Here is a 25945-nt window from a genome sequence, read left to right on the forward strand (position 1 = left end):
ATTAATACATAATAGTCTTATGAAACTGCAAAGGCAAATCAGCCAGCAAGTCAGCTATTTGAACACCTGCTTTCCCATCACCATAAATAGCTGATGAAACAGCTTTTCCTTTTTTTACTGATGCGGTAATTGCAATTTCTATTTGTTCTTGGGAATAATCAACATCTATACTATTTCCTCCTCTGTCTCTTCTATTTTGGCGTGAACCAATATTAATAACAGGAACGCCCAAGAAAGCACATTCTCTTATTCCTACACTAGAATTTCCTATCAGGCAGTCACTATGTTGCAACAATTGCAAAAAATCTTTTCCTTCCATGTTTTTGAAAAAGTGAACATTCGGCAATTGATGCTGTTCTCTAAAAGCACGTATTCCTGTTGAGGTTCCGTCTGCTCCTGCATCGACATTTGGCCAAAACCAGAGTGTTGGTTTGTCTAGTTTATAAATAGCTTCTAAAGTAGCTTCTATATGCTTGCGAGAATCCTTATATTCTGTAGTGACAGGATGCTGCATTACAACTAAATAACCTTGAGATAAATCTGGCTTTGCTCCTACACCTCCATATTTTTCATAGGGGTCGAATGGAAGTGTTTTGCTGCTTATTACTTCTTCTGCTAAATCAATAGAAGGACAGCCTGTATTAAAAACCATAGCGGGATCTTCTCCTAATTTAATTACTCTTTCTTTTGCGCTTTCTGAAGCTACAAAATGGTAATCAGACAATTTTGTAATAGCGTGACGTACTTTTTCGTCAATATTTCCAGTGACTTCTCCTCCTTGAATATGTGCTAATGGTATATTCATATAGGAAGCAGCAATAGCCGTTGCCATGGTTTCAAATCGATCAGCCACAGTTACCACAATGTCTGGTTTTAGATTGTCAAAAACTGTAGATAATTCTAAAATTCCTATCCCAGTAGTTTTTGCTGCTGCAGTTAAATTCTCACCTTCTAATACATTAAACACTTTGGCCGCAATCGTAAAACCATCCTTTTCAATAAAATTCACGGCAGAACCATATCTATCCAATAAAGCTGAAGCAGCAACAACCAATAACAATTCTAGATCAGGATGTTTTTGGATAGCAGCTAATACTGTTTTTACACGACTGTAAGAAGGACGCGCTGTTATAACCACAGCTATTTTTCTTTTTGGCATTTTGAATTTATTATTCTTGGGTTAAATGTAATTAAAAATGAGAAAACGAAAGGTTAATGAGAATAGATTTATAGCAAATCTATATCATTTAAAAAATCCCATTGTTTCAAATCTTTATTAAGAGATTTTCCAATTATTTCTTGAAAACGAGAAGCATCTATTCCGAAACCTTTTGGTTTTTTAGATTCTAAATCATTAAAAGTTAAAATATGATTTTTAGGCAGGTCTTTATTCACAGCCAATGATTTTTCAAAAATTTGTTTTAGCGAAGAAAACCTTTCATTATTGTTTTTATCAATCTTATTTTCTAATGCATTAGCAATATTTCGAACACTGGTTACCAAAGCTTTAGCTTCTAAAATTGTCAAAGAAGACTTTGAATCCGGACCAAAAATCTGTCTATCGAAAACAACATGAAATTCAAGAATATTTGCCCCTAAAGCGGTTGCAGCTATACATGTTTCGACTTTTGCAGAGTGATCTGAAAAACCAACTGCTACGTTATAACGATCTTTCAATTCCTTAATTACATTTAAACCATATTGTTCAGGCTTTGTAGGATAAGCAGTCGTGCATTGTAAAATAGAAAAATTTACATTTCTTTCTTTCAAAAATACAATGGTTCTATCAAGTTCTTCATAAGAGCTCATCCCTGACGATAAAATAACGGGTTTTTGAGTTTTGGCAATTTTTTCTAAAATTAAAAAATTATTTACTTCACCCGAACCTATTTTGTATTGCTTTACTCCTATTTCTTCAAGCCAGTCAACAGCTAAATTACTAAAGGGTGAACAAATAAAATCTAGTTTAACTTCGTCGCAATGTTTTTTAATTTCTTTCCATTGTTCTAGCGAGAAACCCATGCGTTTCCAATAATCAAATCTTGTTTTATCCTCTAATGAAAACTTGACACGAAAGGGTTCATGTTCGCTGCTTTCTGCTTCAGCAATATGCATCTGAAACTTTATCGCATCAACTCCTGTTTGAGCAATAGCATCAATGTAAGAATGTAAAATTCCTAAACTGCCTTCGTGTGCTTGACCAATTTCGGCAATAATGTAAGTTGGAAATCCTGGTCCGATTTTTCGTCCAGCAACTTCTATAAATAAATTTTTCATGATTTATTTATTTTAACTTTTTCTGAAATCAAACCAATTCTTATTAATCTTTTTCTTGTGTGTTTTTTAAATTTTCTCACTCTTTCTTTTAATGGAAACAAATGATCTTTATAAATTTTAACAGGTTTTAAATTGGTATTTTTATTTTCAAATTCTTCAAACACTCTATCTATCCTTGCAGTATGTCTTCCTCTCAAATCCCCATATTCTCTAGAAAACCACGTATGATATACAATTGGTTTATTATTTAAATCATAAACAACATTTGTGATTTGATCATCAGCAAAAGGGAGATCGACCTCTAAGAATAGCATTTTTTTATTTTTCCTTTTTAACCATAAATAAAAACCATAATACGGTTCACTCATGCTAGTTTTATTATAAGGATATTTCAAATCAGATAAGTCATCATTAAATTCATTTTCAAGTATATAATGATTTTCAAGCATTTCTTTTTTATTCCATATTTTTTTCAAATCCTTAAAATTTATTATTGAAAAAAATGGATTCATTACATAAGGATTTCCAGCGCGTTCTGGTAATGCTCCACCGTCCCTAATTCCAGATATTATGTAATCATTAGCCTTCATGTGGTCTATTAATGGATATATTAAATCTGATTCTACAAATAGAGCATCTTCATCCATTAAAATTAACCAATCAATGTCTTTTTTCTTGAAAACTTTCATCATATAGATAATGCTGAAAATTCCGAACATTCCATTTCTGCCATCAAATACATATGATTTAATATTCGATGGATATAATGACGAACTTTTCTCGTATAATTTAAAATTATTTACTGTTGATAATATTGCAATTTTAGAAATATCCATTTTATTATTTTTTTTATTTTATTTTCCTGAATAATATTTTTTATTTTCAGGTTGCCAATATAATTTTGTTTCTTCTAATTTTTGATAAGCCTGATATTCCTTCAAAGATAATCGATTTGCATTTTTAATGATTTTCGGAATTGAAAATATCAAATCAAATATGGCTAATATAATTGCTTTTAAAGCCTTTAAATCTCCTTTGAAAACTTTTAATTTAATTTGCATCCAAATAGAGTACATCAGTTTTTTTGGAATTACACGAATTGGATAAAATAAAAAATACAGGTACCAGGCAGAGCGCAAGGATCTTTTCAAACGCAGACTGTAGTCAGAATCTTTTTTTCTTTCATTTAAATTTACTCTGTGATTCACTAAAATCTCTGGCAAATAAAAGATATCCCATTTCTTCTTAAATAATTGATAAGACGCAAAATCTTCTTCCCCATAAAAAACAAACCATGCGGGATATTCTGGAACATCTCGCCAAGCTGTCATTCTCCAAACGTTGGCACCACCTGCAAAACTTTTCATTTGATGTGAAACCTCATCAGATTTTATTGTTTCTGGTTCTTCTAAATTCCAGAAAATTCTAAAACTAAATATTCCAATTTTTGGATTTTCATTGAAAGCTTTTTGAATTATCTCCAACGGATTTTGAGTAATAAAATGAAGATCATCATCAATAGAAATTGCAAATTCAGTATTTACCAAAGACATCATTCTATTTCTGCTGTAAATTAACCCTTTACTTCTAGAGTTTCTAATTAATTGAATTTTTGGGAAGTTATCGTGAATTAATTCATAAGTTTCATCCGTTGAACCATCATCGCAAACGATACAAATTACATCTTCCCTATCCAATAAATACTGAATTTTATTCAATGTAAAAATCAAATCTTTTTTTCGATTTTTTGTTGTTATTAAAATAGAGAAACTCGAATGCTGCATTTATTTTACTTTCAAATTCAATTTATTTATTACTTCTTTTAAATACTCTACAGAAACATATTCGTCTAAATCTTTTCTATTTAAAAATGTATTTTGTGGGTTTTGCTTCCATAATTGAAATAATTTTTCAATAAGATTAGATATTTTTTCTGCTTTATCTGCTTCTGACCAAAATTCATAATTCTCACCCAATAATCTTTTGGTTTCGCTATAATATGGAGCCAATGAAAGAATAGCTTTATTAGCCTCAACACAGTGAGGAAATTTAGCTGGAAGAAATGGACTAATCTCTGATTTGGATTCTAAAATAATATTAACCGAAACATTTTTTTGAATGAGAAATACTTCGTCAAATGGTTTGTTACCATTATTAGCATATATTTCAGGTATTTCTTTTTGATAACGATTAAGCATTTCAGTATGATCAGAAGCATTTCCTAATAAAATAAGTCTGGCCACATTTTTTGCTTCGGGGTTTTTATCTAAAAATATTTTAAAGCCTTCTAATAATCCTTCTGGTGAACGTTCTTTCATTAAATTTCCAGCATGAAGCAAATTAAACTTTGAAACATCAAAATAAGATGGAAAGTTATTACTTTGAATTTCATACTTGGCATTTTGATGTGGAATTATTATACCTGTCTTAGAAAAATCAGGAAAATAACTGCCCATCCATTCTTTTAATAATTGACTCGGAAAGGCACTATATTTTGCTTTTTTTGAAACCTCTCGAAAAAAATGTTCTTTTTTATCATATCCATCTTGTACTCCATTGTAAGGTCGCGGATAATAGTGAAAAGGATATGGGTCATGAACATAAGCCATCCACTTATCATGCAAGTGAGGCAGTTTAAGAACGGCATAATGTGGCCTAAAACTCGCTCCTTTACTTAAAGTTAGTACTAAATCAGGCGTAAAGGATTCTTTTTTAAGAGCTTTAGCAATACTGTTAGTATCATTGAAAAATGTAAATGAAAATCCAAATTTTTTTTCAAAAAATGGAGCTAAATTTATTTTTAGATTTCGACTTATAACACGCTGAGCCCTGCTTAAAAAATAATAAGGATTAAATTTTATTTCTGGTACATTAAATGTCTGGATGTTTTTTAATCGAATATCTTTACGAGTGAAATGATGTACCAAAATTTCAAAACCGGCTTCTCTTAAATTATGAATCAAAGCAACATTTGCCTTAGATCCGCTACTGTCCTCTATGTTTATAGAATCTACTACTACGAGTATTTTCATTTTAGTTTTTATTTAATAAATAATCAGAAATTTTCGAAGAAGCATCTCCAGTACCATATGGATTTGTTGCCTTTTCAAAACCTTTAAAATTATCAAGAATTCCCTGAATTGTCTTTATGATTTTAATTTTATCTGTTCCTACCAAAATTGAAAACCCCCCAATAACTCCTTCTGGTCTTTCAGAAACTTCACGGGTCACCAGAACTGGCTTGCCTAATGAGGGAGCTTCCTCTTGAATACCTCCAGAATCTGTTACAATTAAAAAAGATTGCTGCATTAACCAAACAAAAACTGGATATGAAACTGGAGGAATCAAAACAATATTTTTTTTATCTGAAAGCAATTTATAAACGGTTTTTTTGACATTTGGATTTAAATGCACTGGATATATAACAATTACATCTTCTCTTTCTGAAACTTCTAAAAGTGCCTCGCAAAGATTTTTTAAGCCAGATTCAAAATTCTCTCTTCGATGACCGGTTACTAGAATTATTTTTTTATTATGCGGAATTGTTGCTTTTAAATTTTCAATTTCAGGATGAATATAATCTGATTTTTCAATTTTATCTACTGTCCAAAGCAGGGCATCAATAACCGTATTTCCTGTTTGCAGAATGTCTTTTTGCAGAATATTTTCGTTTAACAAATTTTGAGTTGCTTCATTTGTTGGCGTAAAATGTACATCAACTAATCTGCTTGTTATTTGTCTGTTGATTTCTTCAGGAAATGGTGCTTTTTTGTTATATGTTCGCAGACCAGCTTCAACGTGTCCAATTTTTATTCCTAAATGAAAAGCTGCTAAAGCTACCATTGATGAAGTTGTTGTGTCTCCATGAACTAAAACTAAATCCGGATTTGTTTCTCGAAGAACACTATCTATTTTTGACAAAATAAGTGCGCTCAAATTATTTAAAGACTGATTTGACTGCATTAAATCTAAATCATAATGAGGTTTAATTTCAAAAAAATCTAAAACCTGATCCAACATTTCACGATGTTGTGCAGTAACACAAACCACAACTTCGAAGTTATTATTTTTGAGATTATGATATAAAGGAGCCATTTTTATAGCTTCAGGCCGAGTACCAAAACAAAGCAGGATTTTCATTTTTTAAATCTTTTTTTCATTTTATAAATAGGCATTCGTAATGGATATGATATGTAAAAAAGTTTCAATTGAAATTTTTGAAAGATGTTTAAATCTAAAATTTTTATAATTTTATTAAATAAATTAAATTCTTTAAAACTCAAAGAAACCGTAACAAAATAAAGTATGATAGAATCTGTCAGCAGTTGTTTTTCTTTAAGGTTTTTTAATATTAATAAGACGGCTTCGTTTTTTGATAATCGACTAATAGGATTATTGGTATAAAAATCTCCGGTATTAGAAACTGCATGTTTTCTATAATAGTACAAAATCGCATCTATCATTACACCCTTAAAATTGTTTGAAATAATACGAGTATAACATTCCCATTCTTCAGCGTACAATAAATTCTCCTTAAATCTAATTTTACTGAAACACTTTTTTTTCCACATTACTGTACAAGAAGCTAAACCTATTTTTTGAGTAACTATCTTCTCTATATCTGCTTTTGAAAGACTTTCTTTTCTGGAAATTTGGGATTTCTCAATTAAGGGATTTTCTTTTTCAAATGACAATTTTTGATAATGGCAAAAATCTAAATTTTCATTAATAAGTATTTCTATACAGATTTTTAAATTATCAGGATGTACTATATCGTCATCATCAAAGAAAATTATAAAATCTCCTTTTGCTAGATCTAAACCAAAATTTCGGCAACCTGGTAATCCTTTTTTGTAATTATCCGGGCGTTTCAAAAATTTAAATCTCGAATCTTGCTCTAAAATTGGCGTAATAACTTCTATTGTGTTGTCAGTTCCTCCATCATCAATAATTAAGCATTCCCAGTTTGAATAAATCTGATTTTGAATTGAAGATAACGCCTCCAATATAAAATGACTCCTATTGTAAGTTGCCATTATTATAGTTACTTTAGAGAAATTCAAATTATTGTAATAAAGGGTTTAATTTTTTTCATTAGAGAAGTTGATTTTGGGTATTCAAATTTCCTTGCAAACAAAGCATCTGTTTGCATTAATTTATCATAATCGGTTTCATCTAATATAGCGGGATTATTACCATTTCTAGAAATCCAGTCAATATATCGTAAATTATTATTAGTTACCTTTTTTGCAAAAGCTGAATTCATAATTATCGTTTGAAAATAAAATTCTTCAGAGCATAGTGTATATTTGAATCTATTTAAAACATACTCATTTTTTTTTGTAAAATCAATTACATAATTAAGACAATCTCTACTCAAACTCCACCAAGTTGAACCAAAATATAGTTTAGGCATTTTTTCCGAAACTTTTCTTTTAAAACCAAGTCGTTTTTGAAATCTAATAATACTTCTAATCCTTGCGTTTTGCTTACTGTCTTTTGCATTTAATAAATCGTAAAAATTATAATATTCAATACGGTCTAAATAGCCATTATCAGCAGCTCCAATATAGGGAACATTTCCATAGGTTAAATACTCGGTATCTTTATTTTCAAAAAAGTCTAAAAAATATGAGACCTTTTTTATTGGAAAATCATGTCCGCTAATAAGATGAAAATATGAAGCTTCACTATTTTTAAGAGCATATTTTGAGAGATACAAAATACTTTTTAAATGATTGAATCCACCCCAATTAACTTTATATTTTTGTTCGACCAATTTTACGATTTCATGCTTTCTTAAATTCGCCTCCTCAACATCTGAAATATTGCTCTTCTTATCAATATGAATAAATAATTCGAAATTGTGGTCAAAGAAATTAATTATCTCTGTAAGATGATGATAATTTTTATATGCGGTAATTAAAATAGCGTGCTTTACACTCATTTAAGCTTTTATTTAACTATTGAAAACTATTCTAATTCTAAAGATCGTTACCTATGATTTTAAGTAATTCTATTTAAATAGAATTTTTTTAAATATAAATTTGATATAACGAAAAGGTTTCAAAATAGACTTTCCTATTCTGAACTCCAAGCGGTTGATGTTTTTGATTTTCTCTTTTTCCTCTTTTTCAATATTACTTAATAGGTAAGAAATAAAATCCTCAAAATATAAAATATATAAATTTTTATGTTTGTTATATATGAAATTTCGCAAATTATATTTTAACTTATTAGCTTTAGAAGTTGTAGAATTTTCCTTTAATCTATAATTAAAGAGAAACTCTGGTATAACAAATGCTTTGCCTCCATTTTGCAATAATCTAATATAGAACTCCCAATCTTCAAAACCAGATCGCATTTTTTCGTCATATCCTCCAATGGCAATGCAATCTTTTTTCCTATATATAGCACTGCCTGTAGCCTCATTGCATATTAAGAATTTTTTTAAATCACCTCCACCAGGATAATATTCATCACTAAAAAAATTATTAAATCTTTTTGTGAAAGAAGTTACTAATTTAATAGATGAATCTTGAAATACTAACATTGCTTTTTCACAAAATGTTGGCTCAAAAAAATCATCACTATCTAATACAAGAATATAATCTCCATTTGCTGCTTGAATACCAATATTTCGAGCTGTACTTTGTCCTTGATTTTCTTGGGTAATAAGTTTTGTTATTTTTGACTCAAGTTGTTTTAAAACTTCTTTGGTTTTAGCATTTGACCCATCATCAACAACTATGATTTCCTTGTTGCCATACGTTTGATATAAAGCTGAATTTACGGCTTGTTCAACATATTGCCAGTCATTATAGCAAGGAATTATTATTGATATTAAACTTTCCATAAATTTTATTTACTCTAAATAATTTTTGCCTTTTTGCCTATTAAACAGAACTTTTTCTTTTAGATTTTCTCCTGCCAATAACTTAGCTTTTGTCCAGTTAATTTTAAAATCAGCTAAATCAAATTTTATTAAACTTATTATGCTTTTTTTTAAAAAAGAATATTTCAGCTTACTAACATTTTTGTAATTGTCAGTATTCACATTGCCATAAGAAACTTTAATATGGTTTAAAAATTTAGCATAATATTTTTCACTCCCCTTGATTATTTCCTTAGTATAATTGTTATCACTATCATGTCTTATAAAAGCTGTAGGAACGATTCCGATTTGAAAGTTATGATATAATACTCGTTGACAATAATTATCATCTTCACCGTATAAAAAAAATGATGTGTCAAAGCCTCCAACATTTTCTAATGTTATTTTAGGGATTAACCAGGCTGAAGCATTAATCATTGGCAAGCTGTAAATATCTTTTTTAGTTTTATTCAAAATAAGATCTGAAATAAAACTTTGTCCACAAGACTTTCCTATATAGTAGCAAAAACTCTCATCTAATTTTGTACCATCCCCATCAGCATGTATTGGGCTCAAAATACCATACTTTAAGTTTTGCTGAGATACTTCTATCAATTTTTCAATCGTATTTTCTTCAATAAAAGCATCTTGGTTTAGCAAAAAGACATAATCTGAAGATGCTTTTAATGCCAGCGAAATACCAATATTATTTGCTTTGCCAAAACCTAAATTTTCTCTTTGCTCAAGAAGATTTACTCGTGGAAAATTTACTTTTATAAATTCAACTGTACCATCAGTGCTGCAATTATCAACAACAATAATACTAATTGGAATTGTAGATTTCAAAATACTTTCTAAACAATTCTTAATCCATTTCATCCCATTATAAGTGACAATAATTACAGATGTTTTCATGTTTTGAAGCTTTTCAAATAAATTAATGCCTTTTTAAATAACTCAACATTTGATTTGGAGAATGGTTCTTTAAAAAATAATATCCCACAATATTTAAAAACTCTTTTTTTATTTCCTTTTGTTAACAAACAATGGTTAATCAATCTTTTTAGACTAAACGCTTCAGCATTGCTATCTATAATAACATCTGTCGTCAAAGGCAAAAAATTTCGATAATATTTATGCGTTTTTATTATTGATTCTAGCCATTCATTATTCAAATTTCCGATAGAAAAGTGTTCAATTAAAATTTGGTTGGTAACACCTATTTTATATTTTTTTTTTCTTGTTTCAATGGCAATATTAAAATCATAATTGTGAAATCCTTTTAGTTTAAGATCAAAAACCACATTCATTTCTTTTCGTACTGCTAAAAAAACGCCATCTACAATAACTGCTTCATTTAGATTGCTATTTTCAAAACCAAGTTGTTCTTTTACTATTTTTCCAGTTGGATAATGCTGTATTATATTAACTGACTTATATTTAGATTCGCAATCCCACCAACCAGATGGTGTCTTTGTTTTTTGGCTGGAGCCAGCAACTCCTATCAAACCATATTCAGGGTTACTAGTAAAAATATTTGTTATTAAACTACCCCATCTTTGTGTATGAAATAGTATGTCATCGTGAATAAAGCATAAATAATCGCCCTTGCTTTTTTTAATACCTATATTATACGCTTCGAAAATAGAGTGTCTATTTTCAGAATTATCAATAATTATTATCTCGTGCTCGTAACCAATAGTTTCACTTATATTTATGGATAACACATCAGGAATTGTGTTTTTTCGCGAACATATAATTATTGAAATCATTTTAAAAGATTACGGATTTTCATTCTAATTTTCTTTCGAATATTATATTTTTCCCAACAAACACCAAATACAGTAATTATCAGCAGATAACCCTTTAATTTATTTGATGATTTTATTAAAAGCAAACCTTTTTCATACTTTAAATATCTAATAACATTGTTATTATGCTTTTTAATTTCATTATAGGCAACAATAGAAATATCGTTTTGTTTTATAAATTGCATCAAAACCTTTCGCATATTAAAATCAATATCTATAATACGAATACGATTCTCAGTTTTTATAGCATTCGCGATAACACTACTGCTGTGATATCTAAAATTGTTTAAAGACTTTGCTGTAAATGCGATTTTAAAATTAGTAATCAATTTAAAATAAAACATCCAATCTCCACAATATCGAAATTCTGGATTTATAGTTAAATAGGAATCATCTTTTATAGCTGTTTTTTTAAAAACTACGGCACCAGCATTTGGAATTACATTTCTATTTATTAAATATTTTGCTATAAAAGAATTTCCCTGCATTGTGAAATTCTTTAAAAAAAAATTTTGAGAATCTAAACTTTGAGTATGAGTTATCCAATTACCCGTTACATTATTATTTCCATCTACTTTATTAGATTGACAATAAGACAAGACAACTTCTTTGTCATCTAAAAACGGTTTAACCAACTCTTCCAAAAAATTAAGTTCGCAAAAATCATCCGACTCTGCTATCCAGATCAATTCTCCTTTAGCCAAACTTATTCCTTTTTCCCATTGTTTGAACGTGTTTCCTGTATTTATTTCGTTAAAAATGCAACAAGATACCTTTGGGTGATCTGCATATTTTCTCAAAATAACTAAACTATCATCTGTACTTTTATCGTCTAGCAGAATTACTTCAAAATCCTGAAATGTTTGATTAAAAACAGATTCTAATCTTTGAACCAAAAAAGCTGAATGATTGTAATTAGGTACAATTATGGACACTAAGGGACTTAAATTCATTTTTAAAAATCTAAATTATATGATATTTATTAAAATTATTTAAGCATATCCTTTACAGATTCCAAATATTTAGTACCCCATTTTTGACAAGGTTCTAAATGATTCCCTTCTGCCCATTCATTCCATGCATTAATAAACAAGAAATTTTCAGGCACATTATTCCATGGGTAATTTTCTTTAATATGAATTAACCATTTTTTAAACAGTAAAGGAGTAGAATTATGTAATATGAAATTATTTTCTTTCCGCCTTGCAGAATTATCCCACATTGGTGTAATTCCTGGGTATATGTTATCCTGAAAATCTTTCTGAATTTGATTTGACACATACGACCCATAATCTACATAGCATTTAATTTCTAATTCTCTCATCCCCAGACTTTTTTTAATTTTACGAAAAATTTTATCTTTAGTAGTGTTAGGGTAAGGAATTGTTTGGGGAAAATTAATCGAATTAGGCTGAAATTCAAATGCAAAATCAAAACCCAAACTTTGAGGATTAAAACGATTTTCTGCATTAAGTGCATATCCTAGGTATAAATCTATAAAACCGGCATTCCTAGCAGCTTCTCTCCATATAGAAATTGTTTTTTGAATATCTGGAAAAAGATTAGGCCTATATACAATGAATACAGGTTTACCTTCTACTTTTATATATCTTTCATCTTTAAAAAAAGAAATTAAATGTTGGATATGCACTAAATCATCATCAAAACTGTACTCTTGCTTAAGAAGCACTTCTTTATCAAGTCCATCCCAAGTTCTGGTCCAGTTTTCATTTGCCCAGCATAACATGAAAGGAAAATTTTCTTTTGGATTTTGCATTTTCCTATCAACTGGTTCATTTAAAATACGTTTTCCATTAAACCAATAATGATAATAACAAAAACCATGTATTCCATAAGCTTTTGCCAATTGTTCTTGTGCTAATCTTGCCTCTTCCAGCCGTAAGTCATAAAACCCTAAATCTGCCGGAAGATGAGGCTGATAATGCCCCTCAAATCTTGGTTGAGCTTTTGTAACATTCGTCCATTCAGTAAAACCTTTACCCCACCATATATCGTTTTCAGGTATTGGATGAAATTGAGGTAAATGTATTGCGATTGGCTTTATTTTGTTTGACATAATTCTTTAGTAATTAAATTAATTTTCCAAAAGCTCTTTAAATTTATTGTAAACAAATGCATCGCTTAAATGTGTATGCTTTAAATAATCTTTTGCATTTTCTCCTAACTTCTTTGTAAAATTAATGTCATTATAAAAATTAATAATTGCTTCAACAGTTTCATTAATATCTAGAAATGGGACAACTAATCCTCCTTTGGAATTTATTATAAAATCTTTACTGCCACAAACTGAATCAAAACATATTGATGGAACGCTAAAGTTGGCGGCTTCAAGTATTACAAGAGGATAGGGATCTTCTCGAGATGGCAGTAAGAACAAATCAATACTATTATAAAAATTATTCAAATTTGAACTTGCAATTTCAAAAAAAACTTTCCCCTCCAAATTACATTTTCTTACTTGATAATTTAGTCTTTCTAATTCAATTCCAGGTAATGCCCCGGCCCATTTAAAAACAATCGATGCTTTAGGATATTTAATAAAAAGTTGTATTGCAATTACAATAAATAAATCTACACCTTTCCTCCAATCAATAGTTCCACAACCACCAACTACGAATTGGTTTTCACTATTTGATTCTATTTTAAAATCAGAAGCATTAGATGGAATGTAATATGGCATTATGAAGATTTTATCTGGAGAAATTTTATATTTATCAATTAAAAAATCATTTACAATTGATGAAGGAACCCAAAAAGTTGTTGAACTCTTTATTAGTTTATTTATACTATTTTCATTAGAGAATGCTTTAGCCCCAATTTCGAGCTCATGTATATAGCTAATTATATTTCCATTATAATTTTTTCTAATAATTTCTAAAACTTCTCCATTTGTAATTGTATTTGAAATTATTACATCAAATTGTTTTAAAAAGTTCTTATCATCAATAATACTTTTTTTGGTGTTTAAAATATTCCACAAAGATTTTTTATCTTCCTTTAAATTATAAGTCGGTGCCATTAAGGCAAAATCTGATTCTAAAACGCCTCCTTCTTTTAAAAGAAAAACAATATCTTCATTGTTTTTTAATAATAATTCAGCCAAATTCACGAGTAAGATTGGCGCCCCGGTTCGACTAGCATCGTGAGATATTAAAAGGATTTTCATAATTAATTTTAACTAAGTCTATTACCAAATCTAATTAATAAATATTTTATCATGGAATGTTTACAATAGCCAATAATACTTTCTTTTTTATACAAATCTGCTAAAATCGCATGTGTATTAATTTTCTTTTTTATAACAGATGGTTTAAATTTTCCTTTTAAAAATAATTTCTCATTTATAAAATTAATAAAATCCAAATGCATTTTATAAGCTTTAATTAACGAAAGGTTATCACTTTTAAGCGAACCATGAACACTTCCTGAATTAACTCTGTAAACTCCCATGCAATCCTTTAATATCATTAATTTTTTATTTGATCGATAAAAAAGCAATAATGCTAATCCCCAATCTCCAAAGTGAATATCTTTATACCAGATAGGCAGCGGATTTAAATATTCAGCTTTAAACATTAATGAACAAGTAGCTGTTAAATTATTAATAATATAATCTTCGATATTTTTAGTAGTATTCAGTTTTATATGAGGAAAAACATTATTTAATTTTGTCATTTCATTTTTTTCCTCTGCAACATGTGCACATATAACATAATCTGGATTAGCCTCTAAAAAATCAACTTGTTTTTGAAGCTTTAAAGGATCAGTCCAGTAGTCATCACCCTCTAACAAAGCAATATATTTGGCTTTGCTTTCAAAACATTTATTGTACATAAAAATACCATTGGCAGTAGCTCCAATATTTTTTTCATGTAAAAAAAGTTTAATTTTATCTTTATATTTAATTTGAATTTTTTCGCAAATTCTTCTAGTCTCATCTGGTGAATTATCTTCTCCGATAAATAATTGATACTTAAAATTTGTACGTTGCATCATTACTGATTCAATAGCTTGCTCAATAAAATTTTCATGTTTATAAGCTACCATCCAAACCGTTACAAAAAAATCTTTATTTTTTTCCAATTTTAATCTAATTTCTTTTTGTATCTCTTTAATTATTATTTTCGGTAAAATATAATATTATAAAGATTAGCTTCATTTGGAACATTATATCTTTTGCTCTCAACAAAACCATTTTTATTTAAAATTTCAATTATATTTATAAAATTTGGATCGATATCATTAAGTTCAAATATAATTCCCTTTAGGTTTTTATTTTTCAATGTTTTTGTCGCGCCAATTAAAAATGGCATTTCTGAACCATCAATATCAATCTTAAGGTAATTTGGTGACGTATATAAATTATCTTCCACAAAAGAGTCGATGGAAACAATGCTAATTTCTTGATTTTCAACAAAATTAAAATTTAAATCATTTCGTATTTCACCGTGTTCAACAACTTTTTGATGGCCACCTTCCCATGGTTGTCCTATTTTAATGATTGCTTTTCCATTTTTAGCGCCGACACCCGCATTAATTGGCTTAAGGCTATTTTCCTCTATATTATTAATTTTTATATTTTGAGAAAAAGCTAAAAAATTTTTTGACTCAGGTTCGAAAGAAACCACTTTAATTCCTTTTAAAGCCGCGTATATTGAAAATCGCCCTTCACAAGCTCCTAAATCGTAAATTACTTCACCTGGCTTTATCAAATCTATAAAATCAAGATTTTCGGTTTCATAATTCATTCTAGCACATAATTCAAGAGAACGAGTATAAGTCATTAGTTTAAAACTAATTCCTCTAACTTCTACTTCATCGAATTTTAATTTTTCCTTTTTCATTGTTCTATTTATAAATTTTGAGTATATCACTTATTGTAGGAAAATCTTTTGTGATAAGTTCATCAATTGGCTTATATATATATGGATGCGCAAATTTTCTTTCAATGAACGATGGATCTTCCAAATCATTATATCTAAAATGGCAACTCCATCTAGGTTTATTTGTTATATTATCGCCACTTTGATGAATTAAAAAAGAAGAAAATATTAAAGCATCACCCGCATTAAGCTCAACCGAAATTAAATTTTCTTGTTCATCTTCATTTAACAATACCATACCAAAACCATTCTCTATATGATTTGTTCTTAATCCGTTAACATGACTTTTAGGTAATATTTCCAATGCCCCTAATTCTTTGTTTATGTCAATTAATGGAATCCAAATTACTACTGAATTAAGTGAGCCTTGCATGCTTCTCCAATCTTGGTGAGCGTCAACTTTATGAAACACTTTCTTTTTAGATAGTTTGGGATGATTAAAATACAAAACGGGTCTAGTGCTAATAGTTGGAGCTTTCAATCCCATTTCAATAAGCAATTCAACAATTTTAGCATTTAGAGATAAACTGTGAAGACTAATTAGATGTTGGGATTGCTTTCCACAATTTGCAAGACATTCTAAATCTTCATCAAATAAACGATAAAGAAAGTTATTAAATTGTTCCTCGCTCAGATCTTCCAAAAGTGATTCTGAAACATATTGCATTTTGATAAATTGCCTCAAAAATACTTTTTTTGCATCTTTTAAAACGACTTCGATATCTTGTTTAGAAAAAAAATTATCTAAAATTAAATACCCGTTTTCTTTAAATTCTTTTAAACGTTCTTTCATTAAAAATTATTTGTATCTAATTCATTTTCTTTCCACACTGCATATCCAAATCCTGACTTGCCAAACCCATTTCCATTGTAGGACATCATTAGTTTATTTTTATTTTTAATAACATAAGGATAAGATATCATTTCAGAATCCCATTCACTATTAGCAGAAACATCAATACCAGATAAATTGTCTTTTCTTTCCCAATTGACGCCGTCTATAGATTCTGCATATCCTATGCGATAAGAATTTTGTGTATTAGTTCTGTAGTCAGTTTTTTTCCTTTTTCCAAACCACATTTTATAAATATTATCCTCTTTTATAACTGATGCACTAACCAATCCTCCTTCATCTTCATTTAATTCAATTGCAACTTTTCCAGTTTGATTCCATTTTATACCATCTAAAGATTCAGCATATTTAATATTATATATTGGTTCTGGTTTATTATCAAAAACTTCCCATCTTATACAAGATAAATACCACATTTTAAATATTCCATTATCAATTATAACAAAAGAAGTTCCAGAAAAATAAGGTTCAATATTATTGATAGAAATTATTGGTCCCTCAGATACTTTTTTAAATGTTTTTCCTCCATCTTTGCTTATTGCCAGTCCTATAGCATTTTGAAAAGGAACTGTTTGCCTTGTTGTCCAACCAATATAATACAAAAATTTTTTGTCGTCAACAGTAATAATAGATGAAGGCATTATTCCAGAATCATCGAATGTTCCAAGATTTCCAAAATCAAATAATGGTTTATCATTTTCGAATAGGATTATTTTAGGATTATTTTTATCAACTTCAATAAATGAAACATTACTTTTTCCAGAATTATTTCTTGTTGCATAATAAATTCTAATTCTGTCAGAAAGTATATCAACAACTGGAACTTGAGCATGACTTTTATTCCACTCATAATTACTATTAACATTGTAAATTAATCCTTTCTTAATCCACATAATTTTATTATATTTTTTTACTTGAAATTTCAGATTTAATTGCTGGATTCCCTTTATAGATACACCATTCTTCTGTATTTTTAATAATACTTGCTGACATTCCCACAAAAGTTCCTTCTGCAATTTTCAATCCATCTCTAATAGTTGAATTTACTCCAAAAGTGCAGTAATTTTCTACTAGGCAGTGACCTGACAAAACAACGTGCGATGTAAACATAATATGGTCTTTTATAACACTATGATGTCCAATATGATTACCACTCCATAAAATAACATTATTTCCAATTGTAGTAAATGGCTGTATGGTATTGTTTTCTAATATAAAGCAATTTTCTCCAATGATATTATTAAACAACGTGGCTTTACTGCTAATATAACTTATCAATTCATATCCTTTTGCTTTAATATTATTATAGACTTCTTCTCTAAGTTTATTCATTTTTTGTGGCGACATTGGTGCAAAAAATTTATAATCTTGTGGAGAATATTCTTTTTCAATATTTTCGAATGCTATAATAGGCAAGTCATGAAAAAAATTATTCTCAGGTAAATACTTTTCATTTACACTGAAGGCAATTACTTCATGTTCTGAATCATTTTCGAGATAATAGTGGGCCAGTTCTGCAAAATCTTGAATTCCAAAAATTATAACTTTTGCCATATCTTATTTTTTAAAAACATAAACGGTGTATTCATATAATCCATAGTCATTTCTAATAATATAGTTTCGAGTAAGGTTTTTACACAAAAAATCGCTCAAAACATCATGCGATACATGAAATAAATCTTCTCTTTCCCAATCTACATTTTTTGACATAACATTAAAAGCAAAACCCTTATTACATTTTTCATAAATAATTGTAATCATTTTTGTAAAATATTCCCACATTTCATTATAAGTCAATTCTCTTTTCTCAGTAAAAACACCATTCATTACCACATAATCAAAATTGGAGATCTTGTCCTTCGATTCTAAAATATCAATACAATAAAAGAAATTATTTGGATATTTATTTTCAGCAACTTCAATAAATTTTTTAGAAATATCTAACCCTGAATAAATTACGTTTTTATAATTATGCCTTTGAAGGAATTCTAAAAGATGGGCCGTTCCGCACCCAAAATCTAACAAAGATACATTTTGGTCATTTTTTTCCTTAAAGTTTAAAATGTCTAACATTATTTTATAACGAGTATCAACATCCTCAAATTTTGGCCAGTCGACACCTAAATGATTATCGCCATGCTTGTCAAGACAATTTTCATAATGTTCTATTATTTTATTATATTTTTTCATATAAATTCATACTCGTTTAGAAAATCTTTAATTCTTTCTGGTGAATTAAACATCAAAACATCAATTATTGACAAATGCGGAATGAAAGTATTACTAAACTGATTATAAATAATAGGGCTTGATTTTATAAATTTTAAGGAAATATTATTTTGCAAAAAAGCTTCACTATCGTATAAATTTAGTCCGCCAATAGGATTAATATAAGTATTTGCCTCGAGATTTTTGCATATTTCAATAATCTTTAACTGGCCTTTTAAATTATTATTTTTAATTATATCCGAAGAAATAATTATTTGAGTTTCGATTGAAAGAAAAGTGCAAATTTCCTTTAGAGAATATGTTATTAATTTAGAAATGTTTATTTCCTTATGTTCAATTATGCGTTTCACTAGTGAGAAAGTATCTTTAAAAAAAGGCGCCTTTGCATATGCAAATCTAATTGTCTTTAGTAAATCTTCTTTACATTGTGAATTGTAGTTTGTTTCGATCTGGTTAATGAGTTTATTTTGACTGGCTCCTTTTAACTCAATATTAAATAAAAATTGCTCTCCATTAACCAAAATATTATTTCTATTTATCCAACCTTTTTTTATAAAATTAACATCATCATAAATTACAAAAACATCTACTGCATTTATTAATTGAAAATATCCTATATAGGGGAAAAAATAAGGTTGCATTACAGCCAATTTCATCACAAATTTTTATTTATTAATGAAACAACTTTTTCTAATTGATCAATAGATAATCCAACATATAAAGGCAGGCAAACTATTTTTGCAGCAATACTTTCAGAAATTGGCATTTCTCCTCCTTCTGCATATTCAATAGTATTCAAAGACGGATAAAAATAACGTCTTGGGAAAATTTCATTTTGATTTAATATTTTTTCAACTCTTAAAAGTTGTTCTTCACTATTAAAAATTATTGGATAATAACTAAAATTCCAAAAAGTATTTTCTCGTATTTTTAAAGTAATAAGCTTTGAGAAATCTAAATTTGAATTATAAAATTCTACTACCTTTTTTCTTTCTGAAATTATCTCGCTCATATATGGGAGGACACTTAGTCCCATTGCTGCCTGTAATTCAGAAATTTTACCATTAATTCCTAATCCATGAAATGCTATTGGTCCATTGTGGCCAAAATTATGGCTATAAAATAATTTATTTTGCAAATCTAAATCCTTAGAAAACATAGCTCCACCTTCGCCAGTGTGAAACAGTTTCGTGGCGTGAAAACTACATGTACTAATATCACCATAATCAAAAATAGATTTATCATTGTATTTTACTCCAAAACAATGAGCTGCATCATAAATCACTTTTAAATTATATTTTTTTGCAATTAGCTCAATTGAACTTATATTACACGGATTTCCAAAAACATGTGTCGCTAATATTGCCGTTGTTTTAGAAGTTATTGCTTGTTCAATTTTACTTTCATCAATGGTCAAATATTCAGGATGAATATCTACAAAAACAGGTTTACAGTTTTCCCATACGATTGTCGCGGTTGTAGCTACATAACTAAAAGGTGTTGTTATAATTTCGCCTTGATTGCCAAGCAATTTTAATGCAATTTGCAAAGGAACAGTCCCATTATTAGTAATAACAATATTTGATACAGATAAAAAACTTTTCAATTTATTTTCTAACTCTTTTACTAATTCGCCACGATTAGTCAACCATTCATTATTCCAAGCACGTTGAACAAATTGATTATATTCTTCCATCGGCGGCAAAAAAGTTTTAGTTACATTTATCATTGTTTTTTATCGAAATTATTTGTTGGGTTTGTAATTATTTACTCTTTCAAATTTAGATTTAAGCAAAAAAGGTTCCCATATTTCTTCTTGATGTATGACTTGAAAATTTATCAAATTATTAATCCTTAAAACTGGTATTTTTGTGACATAATCTCTAATTCCTAAACTTATTGAATATAATCCTTTAGATACTTGCAATTTTTCATGTGTCACTATGAATTCAATAATTTCCGATTTATCATTTAAAGATTCAAAATTTCTTTCCAATATAGCTACAGATCTTTGTTCCTTATCATTTATAATAATGAAAAAATCATGGCTGTTATTGGTTATATTATGAAATTTAAAATGTAATTGAAGATCTTCACCCCACTTTAATTGTGGAATGTTTTTTTCATAAATAACGTTTAGAAATTCGACTTTTTCCAATATTAGACTACCATCATCAAATACAATGTTTGATTCATTTGCAGCAAATCTATTATAGTATAAATCAATAGCTTTCCCAACATCATTACCTTGGTATTCCGCTGTTCCATGTTCCATTAAAATAATTTGGTTACAAATACGTGAAACCATTGGCATACTGTGCGAAACAAATATAATAGCTGTATCAGGAAGTATTGTATCAATAGTTTTAAAGCATTTTAATACAAAACCTAAATCTCCAACCGCTAAAACCTCATCAATAATCAATACATCTGGTTTCATTTGCGCTGCAATAGCAAAACCTAACCTTACATTCATACCACTGCTGTAATTTTGCACAGACATATCAATAAACTCCCTTATTTCTGCAAAATTTATAATTTCTTCAACTTTTGAATCAATTTCTTTTTTTGAGAAACCCAATACAGCTCCGTTGTTATAGATATTTTCCCTACCCGTCAAAATAGGATTAAAACCTGCACCAAGCTCAATTAAGGCACCAACTCTTCCATTAATAGTAACCTTTCCATCATCAGGATTAATTAAGCCATTTAATATCTTTAACAAAGTTGATTTCCCAGCACCATTATGACCTATTAATCCTAGACATTCTCCTCTTCTTAATTCAAAATTAATATCTTTTACTGCCCAAAATTCTTTAGGACGCAAAATTTTATCATTTTTCGCTCCCTTTACATTATGATATAAATCTTTAACACCATACCATAAACTTGTTTTTAAATCTTTACAGAATTTTTTAGAGAGATGCTCTACTTTTACCAATATTTCTTTATCATTCATGACTTAAGCACTCATACGTTCAACAATTATTGGAATAGAGATTCTGTAAAAAACTAATCCTAGAAAAAAAAATGGTATCGATATTAAGATTATTACAAAATAATAAGTCAGGAAATCTATATTTTGACCCATCAATAAATTTCTGGATGTTAAGATTAGTGGCGTTAAAGGATTAATTTCCATTAATGTTTTCAACGGTCCTTGTTTCGGAATTACAAATACAACAGGAGTAACATACATCAGAAATCCAAGTCCCATACTAATAATTTTTCCTACATCATTATAAAGCATACCTAATGGCGTTATAAACAAACCTATTGTAGTTCCAAAAAAGATAATTCCTATAAATGCAAAAGGAAATAACAAAATTGAAGAATGAAAACCCACATCATATACAGTCAGAAAAAATATGAGTAAAGCTATTTTTATAAGGCTGTTTGAAATCAGTTTATATATACCGGAAAGAATTAAAGCTTCTTTAGGAAAATTAATTTTAGAAAGTATTCCTCTTGCTCCATTGGTATTATTCATAGGCGCATTAATAGAATCGGTAATAATAGACCACAATAATGTCCCGGAAAAAACATAAACAGGATAAGGCACTCCAGTATCAGTCAATTTTATTGTTCCAGAATTACTCAAAATTACCCATATTAAAGCTGTTGTTAAAGGAGTTATAAATGCCCATATTATACCCAAATATGATTGACGATATTGCGCTTTAATGTCTCTAATAGCCAATTGTTTTGCTAAAAAATGAGAGCTAATAATATCATTTAGACTTTCTTTTAAAAGTTTAACAATACTGTTATTGTTACTTTTTTGATAGACAGTAGTTTTTAATTCCATTTATATATTTGAAGGATAATTGTAATTGTTTTAATATTATTTGCCTCAATTATGTTTACTTTTAAGTCTTTTCTCACACAACATCTGTAAACAAAGAAATATATTGAATTAACAAGATTTTTAGTAGTTAATAAATTATATAAAAAGCAAAAAGGCGTTTTAAAAAAAACACCTTTTATAATTAATTATTTGACTTAAAAATCGTTCTGTTTATAAGTTTATTTATCTAAAACTTCAAAAGCAGAATTCATACTTTTAAATTCAGGAACAATTTTTTTCATCTTAGTAACAATATCATCATTGTCATAAAAATCTGCAATTCCAATCAGTTCATCAATTTCTATATGAAGATTTTCATATTCATCTTGAATTTCCTGTGCAATCATGATTTTATTATGATATGTTGGTAACGTTTTAGAAGTATCATTTAATAATTCTTCATATAGCTTTTCACCCGGTCTTAATCCAACAATTTTTATTTTGATTTCTTTATCTGGAATAAAACCTGCTAACTTAATCATTTTTTTTGCCAAGTCAATTATTTTGACTGGTTTGCCCATATCAAAAATATAAATCTCTCCTCCATTACCCATTGCTCCGGCTTCTAGAACAAGCTGACAAGCTTCTGGAATAGTCATAAAATAACGAATAATATCTTGATGGGTTATAGTTACTGGTCCTCCCTCTGCAATTTGTTTTGTAAATAAGGGAACGACAGATCCGTTCGAACCTAAAACATTTCCGAAACGAGTTGTAATAAATTTGGTTACTCCCTCAATATTCTCTTTTTGATTTTTTAAGAATAGAGATTGTACATATTTCTCTGCTATACGCTTGCTGGCTCCCATCACGTTACTAGGATTAACAGCTTTATCTGTAGAAACCATTACAAATTTTCTAACATGGTATTTGCACGAAAGGTCAGCTAAATTTTTAGTTCCTTTAATATTGGTTAAAATCGCTTGCGAAGGATTTTCTTCCATCAAAGGAACATGCTTATATGCTGCTGCATGAAAAACTACGTGTGGATTGTAACTTTTAAATACTTTTTCTAATGCTTTTTTACTTCTAACATCTGCAATTACTGCTACTATTTTTGTTCCAGAATTCATTGCTAAAGTTTCTAAGCATAAATTATGAAGTGGTGTTTCTGCATGGTCTAAAATAATGACCATTTTTGGATTAAATCCTAAAACTTGTCTAACTATCTCACTTCCGATAGATCCGGCAGCACCTGTAATCAGAATTGTTTTTTCCTTTAACTGTTTAGAAATTGACTTACTGTCTAAAACAATAGGTTTTCTTTCTAACAAATCTTCAATTTGAATATTCTTTACTTTCTGAGAAATCTCTTTTTGATTTTCCCAATCTGAAATTAATGGAACTGTATAAACTCTGTAGTTAAATTCTAAGCACTGATCTACAATAATCAATTGTTCTTCTTTAGACAAACTTTTATCTGCAATAATTACGCCTTCTGCAGCTACAGAACGCATTAAGGCTGGTAATTTTTTTCTTAAAATCAAAATAGGCAAATCTAACATTCGCTTAGATGCATTTTGATTATTCTTATCTACAAAACCAACAATTTTAAATCGAGAAGGCGTTTCAAATTTCAATGCATTTGCTACGGAAATAGCATTTGCATCTGTTCCATAAATTACGGTTCTAATAAGTTTTGAATTAGTTTTTTCTGAAAAATATAATTCAAAAGTTTGCTTTACTATTACTCGATATAAAAAAAGACCACAAAAAGATAAAACTAAATTGATAAAAAGTGCTGTATTTAGAAAAGCTTTGTGTCCTGCATATAATTCAAAAACCAAATTAAAAAATAAGAAAAACACCAGAACTGACATTTGCGAAAACAAAAGCTTTATTGCGTCAATATATGATGAATGCCTAATAATCCCAGAATATGTTCTAAACAACCAAAAGAAAAATATGTTTATCAGCAATAAACTGCCAACAAAATAGAAATGATGTGAAGTAATAATATACCCTAATGCTGTACCTTCAAACAACATATAAGTAAAAGTAAATGAAAACACTAATACCATTACATCTATTGCAACAATTATCCACCTAGGCAAATAACTAAGGTTGTTGATGTGCGCCCTTAGGTTTCTAGGAGAGAAAGAATTAAGCAATAGTGAGGCTAATTTGGTTTGTTTATCTGTGTTCAATTTTGTTTAGTTTAATTCTGCAAGCTTTGTATGGATTACAAAAATACAAATTAATGGTTTTAAAAAATTATTTATGAAGATAAATTAAATTTTAACACCTTTTCTTTTCTGTTTTAGAAATTCTATTAAATAAGCTCCATAACCTGACTTTACTAAAGGTAATGCCAATTCTTCAAGCTGCGAATCATTTATAAATCCTTGTCTCCAAGCAATCTCTTCAATACATCCTACTTTTAAACCTTGTCTTTCTTCAAGAACTTGAACGAACTGACCCGCCTGCATCAAACTATTAAAAGTTCCTGTATCAAGCCAAGCTGTTCCTCTACTTAAAATACCAACTTTTAGCGCTTCTCTTTCTAAATAAACTTTATTTACGTCTGTAATCTCATATTCACCACGAGCACTTGGTTTAATATTTTTAGCAATTTCAACAACTGAATTATCATAAAAATATAATCCTGGAACCGCGTAACTAGATTTTGGTTCTTCTGGTTTTTCTTCTATTGAAATCGCTTTAAAATTTTCATCAAATTCAACAACGCCATATCGCTCTGGATCTGAAACATGATATGCAAAAACAACCCCACCTTCTGGTTTTGTATTTGATTTTAAAAGTTCTTGCATGTTAGATCCAAAAAATATATTATCTCCCAAGATTAAGGCTACATCATCGTTACCTATAAATTCTTCTCCTATTACAAAAGCCTGAGCCAAACCATTTGGAATCGCTTGTTCAGCATAACTAAATTTACAGCCTAAGGAAGAACCGTCTCCCAATAATTTTTTAAAATTTGGCAAGTCATGAGGTGTTGAAATAATTAATATTTCGTTGATTCCAGCCATCATAAGAGTAGACAATGGATAATAAATCATCGGTTTATCATAAACTGGCATCATTTGCTTGCTCATTGCAAGTGTTAAAGGGTGTAAACGTGTGCCAGAACCTCCAGCTAAAATAATTCCTTTCATATGTTTTGTATTAGATTTTAGATTTATAACTTGA

At 28.8% G+C, this 25945-nt stretch carries 26 protein-coding genes; all 26 read right to left on the reverse strand.

From position 1 onward, the window contains the following. Position 1 precedes the first annotated feature (1 nt). Positions 2 to 1159: a UDP-N-acetylglucosamine 2-epimerase gene (gene neuC / locus IRZ83_RS10655; protein ID WP_029272131.1), complete on the reverse strand. Its 1158-nt coding sequence runs from the start codon at positions 1157 to 1159 to the stop codon at positions 2 to 4. 68 nt (positions 1160 to 1227) lie between these two features. Then, entirely contained in the window at positions 1228 to 2277 is a 1050-nt protein-coding gene (locus IRZ83_RS10660) for an N-acetylneuraminate synthase family protein (RefSeq protein ID WP_194568636.1), read from the reverse strand. Continuing rightward, complete coding sequence (locus tag IRZ83_RS10665) at positions 2274 to 3113, reverse strand: hypothetical protein (RefSeq protein ID WP_194568638.1); 840 nt, start codon at positions 3111 to 3113, stop codon at positions 2274 to 2276. Before IRZ83_RS10665 ends, IRZ83_RS10660 begins: the two co-directional genes overlap by 4 nt. Before the next feature lie 18 nt (positions 3114 to 3131). Beyond that, positions 3132 to 4061, reverse strand: coding sequence for a glycosyltransferase family 2 protein (locus tag IRZ83_RS10670; RefSeq protein WP_029272127.1), 930 nt, complete (start codon positions 4059 to 4061; stop codon positions 3132 to 3134). Then, complete coding sequence (locus IRZ83_RS10675) at positions 4062 to 5309, reverse strand: UDP-glycosyltransferase (protein ID WP_228520680.1); 1248 nt, start codon at positions 5307 to 5309, stop codon at positions 4062 to 4064. It lies immediately after the preceding gene. 1 nt (position 5310) lies between these two features. Further along, complete coding sequence (wecB, locus tag IRZ83_RS10680; protein WP_194568640.1) at positions 5311 to 6417, reverse strand: non-hydrolyzing UDP-N-acetylglucosamine 2-epimerase; 1107 nt, start codon at positions 6415 to 6417, stop codon at positions 5311 to 5313. Next, positions 6414 to 7313: a glycosyltransferase family 2 protein gene (locus IRZ83_RS10685; protein ID WP_194568642.1), complete on the reverse strand. Its 900-nt coding sequence runs from the start codon at positions 7311 to 7313 to the stop codon at positions 6414 to 6416. Before IRZ83_RS10685 ends, wecB begins: the two co-directional genes overlap by 4 nt. A 23-nt stretch (positions 7314 to 7336) precedes the next feature. Further along, on the reverse strand, positions 7337 to 8224 hold the full coding sequence (locus IRZ83_RS10690; RefSeq protein WP_194568644.1) for a beta-1,6-N-acetylglucosaminyltransferase: 888 nt from the start codon (positions 8222 to 8224) through the stop codon (positions 7337 to 7339). Positions 8225 to 8293: 69 nt separating this feature from the next. Further along, positions 8294 to 9133 carry a glycosyltransferase family 2 protein gene (locus IRZ83_RS10695; RefSeq protein WP_194568646.1) on the reverse strand — a complete coding sequence of 280 codons (840 nt, stop codon included), beginning with the start codon at positions 9131 to 9133 and terminating at the stop codon, positions 8294 to 8296. 9 nt (positions 9134 to 9142) lie between these two features. Further along, positions 9143 to 10066 carry a glycosyltransferase family 2 protein gene (locus tag IRZ83_RS10700; RefSeq protein ID WP_194568648.1) on the reverse strand — a complete coding sequence of 308 codons (924 nt, stop codon included), beginning with the start codon at positions 10064 to 10066 and terminating at the stop codon, positions 9143 to 9145. Further along, positions 10063 to 10923: a glycosyltransferase gene (locus tag IRZ83_RS10705; protein ID WP_194568650.1), complete on the reverse strand. Its 861-nt coding sequence runs from the start codon at positions 10921 to 10923 to the stop codon at positions 10063 to 10065. Before IRZ83_RS10705 ends, IRZ83_RS10700 begins: the two co-directional genes overlap by 4 nt. Then, a complete protein-coding gene (locus IRZ83_RS10710) occupies positions 10920 to 11915 on the reverse strand; it encodes a glycosyltransferase family 2 protein (RefSeq protein ID WP_194568652.1) in 996 nt (331 codons plus the stop codon). The genes IRZ83_RS10705 and IRZ83_RS10710 overlap by 4 nt, the downstream gene beginning before the upstream one ends. Before the next feature lie 35 nt (positions 11916 to 11950). Further along, entirely contained in the window at positions 11951 to 13039 is a 1089-nt protein-coding gene (locus tag IRZ83_RS10715) for a glycoside hydrolase family 99-like domain-containing protein (RefSeq protein WP_194568654.1), read from the reverse strand. A gap of 18 nt (positions 13040 to 13057) precedes the next feature. Beyond that, complete coding sequence (locus tag IRZ83_RS10720; protein ID WP_194568656.1) at positions 13058 to 14149, reverse strand: glycosyltransferase family 4 protein; 1092 nt, start codon at positions 14147 to 14149, stop codon at positions 13058 to 13060. A gap of 8 nt (positions 14150 to 14157) precedes the next feature. After that, entirely contained in the window at positions 14158 to 15066 is a 909-nt protein-coding gene (locus tag IRZ83_RS10725) for a glycosyltransferase family 2 protein (RefSeq protein ID WP_194568659.1), read from the reverse strand. Positions 15067 to 15101: 35 nt separating this feature from the next. Next, a complete protein-coding gene (locus tag IRZ83_RS10730) occupies positions 15102 to 15827 on the reverse strand; it encodes an FkbM family methyltransferase (protein WP_194568661.1) in 726 nt (241 codons plus the stop codon). A gap of 4 nt (positions 15828 to 15831) precedes the next feature. Then, positions 15832 to 16659 carry a phytanoyl-CoA dioxygenase family protein gene (locus tag IRZ83_RS10735; protein WP_194568663.1) on the reverse strand — a complete coding sequence of 276 codons (828 nt, stop codon included), beginning with the start codon at positions 16657 to 16659 and terminating at the stop codon, positions 15832 to 15834. Then, positions 16659 to 17612: a hypothetical protein gene (locus tag IRZ83_RS10740; protein ID WP_194568665.1), complete on the reverse strand. Its 954-nt coding sequence runs from the start codon at positions 17610 to 17612 to the stop codon at positions 16659 to 16661. The genes IRZ83_RS10735 and IRZ83_RS10740 overlap by 1 nt, the downstream gene beginning before the upstream one ends. A 7-nt stretch (positions 17613 to 17619) precedes the next feature. Further along, positions 17620 to 18273 (reverse strand): acetyltransferase, encoded by a 654-nt coding sequence (locus IRZ83_RS10745; protein WP_194568667.1) that lies wholly within the window; start codon positions 18271 to 18273, stop codon positions 17620 to 17622. A gap of 3 nt (positions 18274 to 18276) precedes the next feature. Next, positions 18277 to 18909, reverse strand: a complete 633-nt coding sequence (locus tag IRZ83_RS10750) for a class I SAM-dependent methyltransferase (RefSeq protein ID WP_194568669.1) — start codon at positions 18907 to 18909, stop codon at positions 18277 to 18279. Further along, the gene (locus tag IRZ83_RS10755; protein WP_029272112.1) at positions 18906 to 19604 is read right to left on the reverse strand and encodes a WbqC family protein; all 699 of its coding nucleotides are present in this window, start codon (positions 19602 to 19604) and stop codon (positions 18906 to 18908) included. Before IRZ83_RS10755 ends, IRZ83_RS10750 begins: the two co-directional genes overlap by 4 nt. Then, entirely contained in the window at positions 19604 to 20677 is a 1074-nt protein-coding gene (locus IRZ83_RS10760; RefSeq protein WP_194568671.1) for a DegT/DnrJ/EryC1/StrS family aminotransferase, read from the reverse strand. The genes IRZ83_RS10755 and IRZ83_RS10760 overlap by 1 nt, the downstream gene beginning before the upstream one ends. A gap of 15 nt (positions 20678 to 20692) precedes the next feature. Next, positions 20693 to 21907, reverse strand: a complete 1215-nt coding sequence (locus IRZ83_RS10765) for an ABC transporter ATP-binding protein (RefSeq protein WP_194568673.1) — start codon at positions 21905 to 21907, stop codon at positions 20693 to 20695. A gap of 3 nt (positions 21908 to 21910) precedes the next feature. Beyond that, the gene (locus tag IRZ83_RS10770; RefSeq protein WP_194568675.1) at positions 21911 to 22756 is read right to left on the reverse strand and encodes an ABC transporter permease; all 846 of its coding nucleotides are present in this window, start codon (positions 22754 to 22756) and stop codon (positions 21911 to 21913) included. A gap of 218 nt (positions 22757 to 22974) precedes the next feature. Further along, positions 22975 to 24942, reverse strand: a complete 1968-nt coding sequence (locus IRZ83_RS10775; RefSeq protein WP_194568677.1) for a polysaccharide biosynthesis protein — start codon at positions 24940 to 24942, stop codon at positions 22975 to 22977. An 84-nt stretch (positions 24943 to 25026) separates the two neighbouring features. After that, on the reverse strand, positions 25027 to 25911 hold the full coding sequence (gene rfbA, locus IRZ83_RS10780; protein WP_029272106.1) for a glucose-1-phosphate thymidylyltransferase RfbA: 885 nt from the start codon (positions 25909 to 25911) through the stop codon (positions 25027 to 25029). Positions 25912 to 25945: the final 34 nt, after the last annotated feature.

The organism is Flavobacterium sp. JLP (assembly GCF_015350755.1).
Lineage (GTDB): Bacteria > Bacteroidota > Bacteroidia > Flavobacteriales > Flavobacteriaceae > Flavobacterium.